Annotated in this window: 6 protein-coding genes, 1 tRNA gene and 1 other RNA gene; 5 read left to right on the top strand and 3 right to left on the bottom strand. The window is 61.8% G+C overall.

Features of this window, described 5'->3' with window-relative positions; genetic code table 11:
• Positions 1–90: transfer RNA gene (locus tag J7J55_02975), tRNA-Ser, on the top strand.
• Between the two features lie 6 nt (positions 91–96).
• An RNA gene (gene ffs / locus J7J55_02970) (signal recognition particle sRNA large type) lies at positions 97–362 on the top strand.
• 4 nt (positions 363–366) lie between these two features.
• On the opposite strand, the gene J7J55_02965 is transcribed toward ffs, so the two are convergent.
• Together J7J55_02965 and J7J55_02960 are read right to left on the bottom strand one after the other, a co-directional pair.
• A complete protein-coding gene (locus J7J55_02965; protein MCD6141669.1) occupies positions 367–750 on the bottom strand; it encodes a septal ring lytic transglycosylase RlpA family protein in 384 nt (127 codons plus the stop codon).
• A gap of 13 nt (positions 751–763) precedes the next feature.
• Positions 764–1243, bottom strand: coding sequence for a DUF2227 family putative metal-binding protein (locus tag J7J55_02960; GenBank protein MCD6141668.1), 480 nt, complete (start codon positions 1241–1243; stop codon positions 764–766).
• A gap of 138 nt (positions 1244–1381) precedes the next feature.
• Here J7J55_02960 and J7J55_02955 point away from each other — a divergent pair, with 138 nt between their 5' ends.
• From J7J55_02955 to J7J55_02945, 3 genes are all read left to right on the top strand, one after another.
• Positions 1382–1654 carry a co-chaperone GroES gene (locus J7J55_02955; GenBank protein MCD6141667.1) on the top strand — a complete coding sequence of 91 codons (273 nt, stop codon included), beginning with the start codon at positions 1382–1384 and terminating at the stop codon, positions 1652–1654.
• A 12-nt stretch (positions 1655–1666) separates the two neighbouring features.
• On the top strand, positions 1667–3277 hold the full coding sequence (groL, locus tag J7J55_02950; GenBank protein MCD6141666.1) for a chaperonin GroEL: 1611 nt from the start codon (positions 1667–1669) through the stop codon (positions 3275–3277).
• 61 nt (positions 3278–3338) lie between these two features.
• The gene (locus tag J7J55_02945; protein MCD6141665.1) at positions 3339–4235 is read left to right on the top strand and encodes a patatin-like phospholipase family protein; all 897 of its coding nucleotides are present in this window, start codon (positions 3339–3341) and stop codon (positions 4233–4235) included.
• Here the strand turns inward: J7J55_02945 and J7J55_02940 are convergent.
• A partial coding sequence (locus tag J7J55_02940) for a lamin tail domain-containing protein (GenBank protein ID MCD6141664.1) occupies positions 4213–5095 on the bottom strand: 883 nt, incomplete at its 5' end. The genes J7J55_02945 and J7J55_02940 overlap by 23 nt on opposite strands.

Here is a 5095-nt window from a genome sequence, read left to right as displayed (position 1 = left end):
GGAGGGGTGGGTGAGCGGTCGAAGCCACCTGTCTGGAGAACAGGTGTACCCGTCAGGGTACCGCGGGTTCAAATCCCGCCCCCTCCGCCAGTCCGCCTGTGCTAGGTGGGGGGCTAGCGGTCCCCTGCATCCACAACCCGCTACAGTGGAGCCGAAGGGTCCCCTGAGGGGGAGAGCGGTGAGGTCAAGCAGCGGGCAAGCGGTGTTGAGGGTCGAGCCCTCTGCGGCGCATGTCGGTGAACCCCGTCAGGCCCGGAAGGGAGCAGCGGTAAGCCGACCTCTGCGGGTGTTAGAGGATCACTTGGCCTGAGCTGGCTACTCGTATAGCGCTCGTTGCTCTCTCTCGACGGGGCCGCGCACAGGCGGTTATTCCTTTTTAGGCCAGCGGAGGATCCGCAACCCCACCTTGGTGATCCCTTTGTCGATGATCCCCAGCTTCTCCGCCGCGCCCTTGGACAGATCGATGATCCTCCCTTTGATGAATGGACCGCGATCGTTGATCCGTACGATTACGCTTTTGCCCGTCTCCAGATCGACCACCTGGACGATCGTGCCGAACGGGAGAGTCTTGTGCGCAGCGGAAATTCCGTTCATATCGTATATCTCTCCGTTGGCTGTGTGACGACCATCGAACCCCGGTCCGTACCAGGAGGCGATCCCCACCTCGTAATAAGGCCCGTAAAATTGATAGGCGAACACCGCTCCCAACAGCGCAACAACGGCGAGGGCATAGATCAACACTTCCTTCATATCGATGATTATACTAGTGACGATGGCGCAGCACCCGGAACTTTGACCAGATTCGATCGGTCATGATGTGCACCTGATTGGGGATATAAAGTCCGATGATGATGGGGAGCAGGATCTCGGCGCGGAGGGACGGGAGGAGTAATCTCTGATGTGTGATCCTGCTCCAACCCCATGCCCCAAGGAGGACGAGCCCTCCGAGGTAGACGATGCGTGTGAGTGGGCCGAGGATGAGGTGATGCGAGGCCCGCCGGTGGCGGAATACCTTGGAATACGGATACCATAAGATCCTCCCGATCCACCACCGACGCGTCGCCCGGCTCTCCCACAGATCGAGGTCCGGGCTGAGGAACAGGCTGGAGAAAAGATAGGCGCCGAGGAACGCCCCCAGCTCTTTTTCTCCGATTGTCCCCTGCCACCACAGGACCGCTCCTCCGGCACTCATGAGACCGAGGAGACCGAGCTCGATGCGCAGGTGCGTCTTTCCTCCGGGCATGATGAGAAGAATTTACCGTTCATGTGCGCGGCGCACAATCTTCCTCTCTCCCTCTTGACGGGGAAGAAGACGCGGGTTACAATAATTAGCAAGCCCAGGGCATAAGTGCTAAAAATTACCGATAGAGGAGGTTGAACGATGAAGATCAAGCCGTTGGGAAACAGAATCCTGGCGAAGAAGATCGAGGAAGAAGAGCGGCGGACCCCGGGGGGGATCGTCCTTCCGGAGAGCGCGAAGAGCGACAAGGTCGTGCGCGCCAAGGTGATCGCCGTTGGATCGAACGAGAAGATCGAAGTGAAGGAAGGGGACGAGATCATCGTCTCCAGCTTCGCCGGGACTGAGGTGGAGATGGGTGAGGACAAGCTCCTCCTGGTGAAGGCAACCGACGTACTCGCAGTGATCGAAGAATAAAGGGGGTAACAGATGGCAAAAGAGGTCATATTCGGAGAGGAAGCCCGCCGTAAGATGAAGGCGGGGATCGACAAGCTGGCCGATGCGGTGCGGATCACCCTCGGACCGCGCGGCCGGAACGTGATCATCGACAAGAAGTTCGGCAGCCCTGATATCACCAATGACGGGGTGACGATCGCCCAGGAGCAGGAGTACAAGGACGAGTTCGAGAACATGGGCGCGCAGCTCGTCAAGGAGGTTGCGTCCAAGACGAACGACATCGCCGGTGACGGTACGACCACGGCGACGATCCTCGCCCATGCGATGATCGAGGAGGGGTTCAAGAACGTCGCTGCTGGCGCGAACCCGATGGAGCTGAAGCGCGGGCTGGAGAAGGGAGCGGCGGTGATCGTTGAGGAGCTCGGCAAGCAGAGCCGCGCCCTCAAGACCAAGGAAGAGACCGCGCAGGTGGCGACGATCTCGGCGAACGACGAGTCGATCGGGAAGATCATCGCCGATGCGATGGAGGCGGTCGGTGAGGACGGAGTGATCACCGTCGAGGACTCGGACACGATCGATACCTACTATGAAGTCGTGGAGGGGATGCAGTTCGACCGCGAGTACATCTCCCCCTACTTCGTCACCGACCCGAAGAAGATGGAGGTGTCACTCGAGGATCCGTACATCCTGATCACCGACCGCGAGCTGAAGAACGCGATGGATCTCGTGCCGCTGTTGGAGAAGGTCGCCCAGACCGGAAAGCCCCTCCTGGTGATCGCCAAGGACGTGACCGGTGAGGCGCTGACCACCCTCGTGCTGAACAAGCTGAAGGGGACCCTCACCAGCTGTGCGGTGAAGGCGCCGGGATTCGGCGACCGGCGCAAGGCGATGCTTGAGGACATCGCGATCCTCACCGGCGGTACCGTCGTTGCTGAAGACGCCGGGATGCAGGTCAAGGATACCACCCTGGACATGCTTGGCCGCGCCGAGCGGGTAAAGGTCGATCACGACAACACCACGATCATCGGCGGGAAGGGGAAGCCGGAGGCGATCAAGGGCCGGATCGAGCAGATCGAGGCCCAGATCGAGACGACGGACTCCGACTACGACCGCGAGAAGCTGGAGGAGCGGAAGGCTAAGCTCGCCGGCGGAGTGGCGGTGATCAAGGTCGGAGCGCCGACCGAGACCGAGCTCTCCGAGAAGAAGCACCGAATGGAGGACGCGCTCGAGGCGACCAAGGCCGCGGTCGACGAAGGAATCCTCCCCGGTGGTGGGACGGCCCTGATCAACGCGGCCAAGGCGCTCGATGATCTCAAGCTCGAGGGCGACGAGCAGGTCGGGGTGAACATCCTGCGCAAGGCGATCGAGGCCCCGCTGCGCCAGCTGGCGGACAACGCCGGGTACGAGGGCGCGATCATCGTGGAGAAGGTGAAGGAGCAGAAGCCCGGAGTTGGGTTCGATGTCCTCACCGGCGAGTTCCGCGACATGTTCGAGGCCGGGATCATCGATCCGAAGAAGGTGACCCGCTCGGCGCTGCAGAACGCGGTCTCGATCGCGGGGATGCTCCTGACGACCGACGCGCTCGTGGCGGAGATCAAGGAGAAGGAAGAGACCCCACCCGCGCCGCAGCCGCCGATGTACTAACCTGAACTTGCCTTGTCCCCCTTCGCCCGGCTACCATCCGGGTGAAGGGGGTTTTCTTTTTATGAGACGGAAACTCAAGATCGGCCTTGCCCTCGGTGGGGGCGGGGCGCGCGGGTTCGCTCACCTTGGGATCATCATGGCACTGGAGGAGCACGGGATCCCGATCGACGTCATCACCGGGACGAGCATGGGAGCGGCGGTCGGAGCGGCGAAAGCGTTGGGAATGGACTTGGGCAAGCTCCATTCCGTCCTCAGCCTCCTCAACCTGAACTCCCTCCTCGGGGTGTCAGAGAGCACCAGTCACGAGATCCGACGGGCGATCGGGCGCGGGGTGGTGGAGTACATGCGCGGAGTCGACCTCGAAGAGGAAACGAGTCTCTCGGAGCGCCTGTCCCGCTTGTTGGCTCTATTTTCGCTGTTTACGGCGAAGAAGGACTTCGCCGCGACGCAGGTTCCGTTCGCCGTGGTCGCCGCCGATCTGGCCACCGGGGCGAGGGTCGTCCTGCGCGAGGGACCGATCTATCGCGCGGTGGCGGCGAGCGCGGCCGTTCCCGGGATCTTTCCCCCGGTGCGGATCGAGGGAAAGTACTTGATCGACGGCGGGGTCATCGAGAAGATCCCGATCGCCGCGGCGATCGAGCTGGGGGCGAACGCGGTGATCGCGGTCGACGCCGGGGCACCGATGGAAAAGGTGAGAGCGCAGACAAGCCTCGATGTCATGTTTCAGTCGCAGCGGATAACCTCCCACGCCCTCACCGCACTTCAGGTCGAAGAGGCGAGAAAAAGGTTAAACGGCAGGTTGGTTCTACTCCGGCCGCAGGTGAGCGGGATAACGATGCTCGCGTTTTCCAAGCTCTCACAGGCGGTGAAGGCGGGGAAGGAGGAGGTCCTCGCCCGCCTTCCCGAAATCAGCGAGAGCTGTGGAGTCCGTCCCGTTAGCCCGGATTCGAAACAGTGAAGCTCGAACTTATCCCTTCCCCAGCGAGGGCGTCTGGGTCGGTCGCTACTACCTTGAGCACGTAGCGATCACCGCTTTCAAGCCCGGTTGTGTCCCACGGGTAGGAACCGCTGTTAGCTAGTCCGGACGCGATCAGGGTCCAGTTTTCTCCGTTGTCGGAGGAGTAGTAGAGGTCGATCTTGAGCGCAGTGTCGTCTCCGTCCGGGTCGTGCGCCGTCCAGCCGACGAGGTACACCCCGGAGACAACCTCCCCTTGTTCCGGCCCGGCTACCTCAACCCGCGGGATCGTCTCATAGGCGATCGTCGCCGAGTTCTTCGCCTTCGGAGTTCCGTTTATCGGATTTCCGTCCGCATCCAGCCCGACCCGATGGACGCCGTCGTTGGTGCGCCAGTTCGCAGGGGCATCGGGTCCGAGGGGATCGACCCGCTCCATCGTGGAGTAAGAGCCGGCCGCCGCCCCAGCGTACCACCCGTCCTCACACCCGGAATTGGCGGTGTCCACGATCTCCCCGGCCGGGTTGTGTAGCTCGATTACCGTGCCGGAGTTGGAAAGGCTCCCTGTGTAGATCAGGTCGGCGGCGATGTCGGAGATCGTGTTGTCATCGCTCCGCTCGAGGAGGAAGTATCCGCCAGCAGGGATCACAGTGTTCGTCCCGCTCCCGAGGTCGATCACCGTCTTGCCGAACGTCAGGGTCCAGCCGGTGAGGTCAATCGGGGAATCGGATGGGTTGTAAAGCTCGATCCACTCATCGCTCGGGCTCGCCTCCGTCCCAGCCCAAGCCAGCTCGTTGATCACCGGGTGCTGTCCCCAAGCAATGGCTCCAATAAGGAATACGACCAACAACCAAATCCCGAGAACC

It is taken from the genome of Candidatus Bipolaricaulota bacterium, from assembly GCA_021159055.1.
Taxonomy (GTDB): domain Bacteria; phylum Bipolaricaulota; class Bipolaricaulia; order UBA7950; family UBA9294; genus S016-54.
This window is presented reverse-complemented; position numbering and strand designations above follow the sequence as displayed.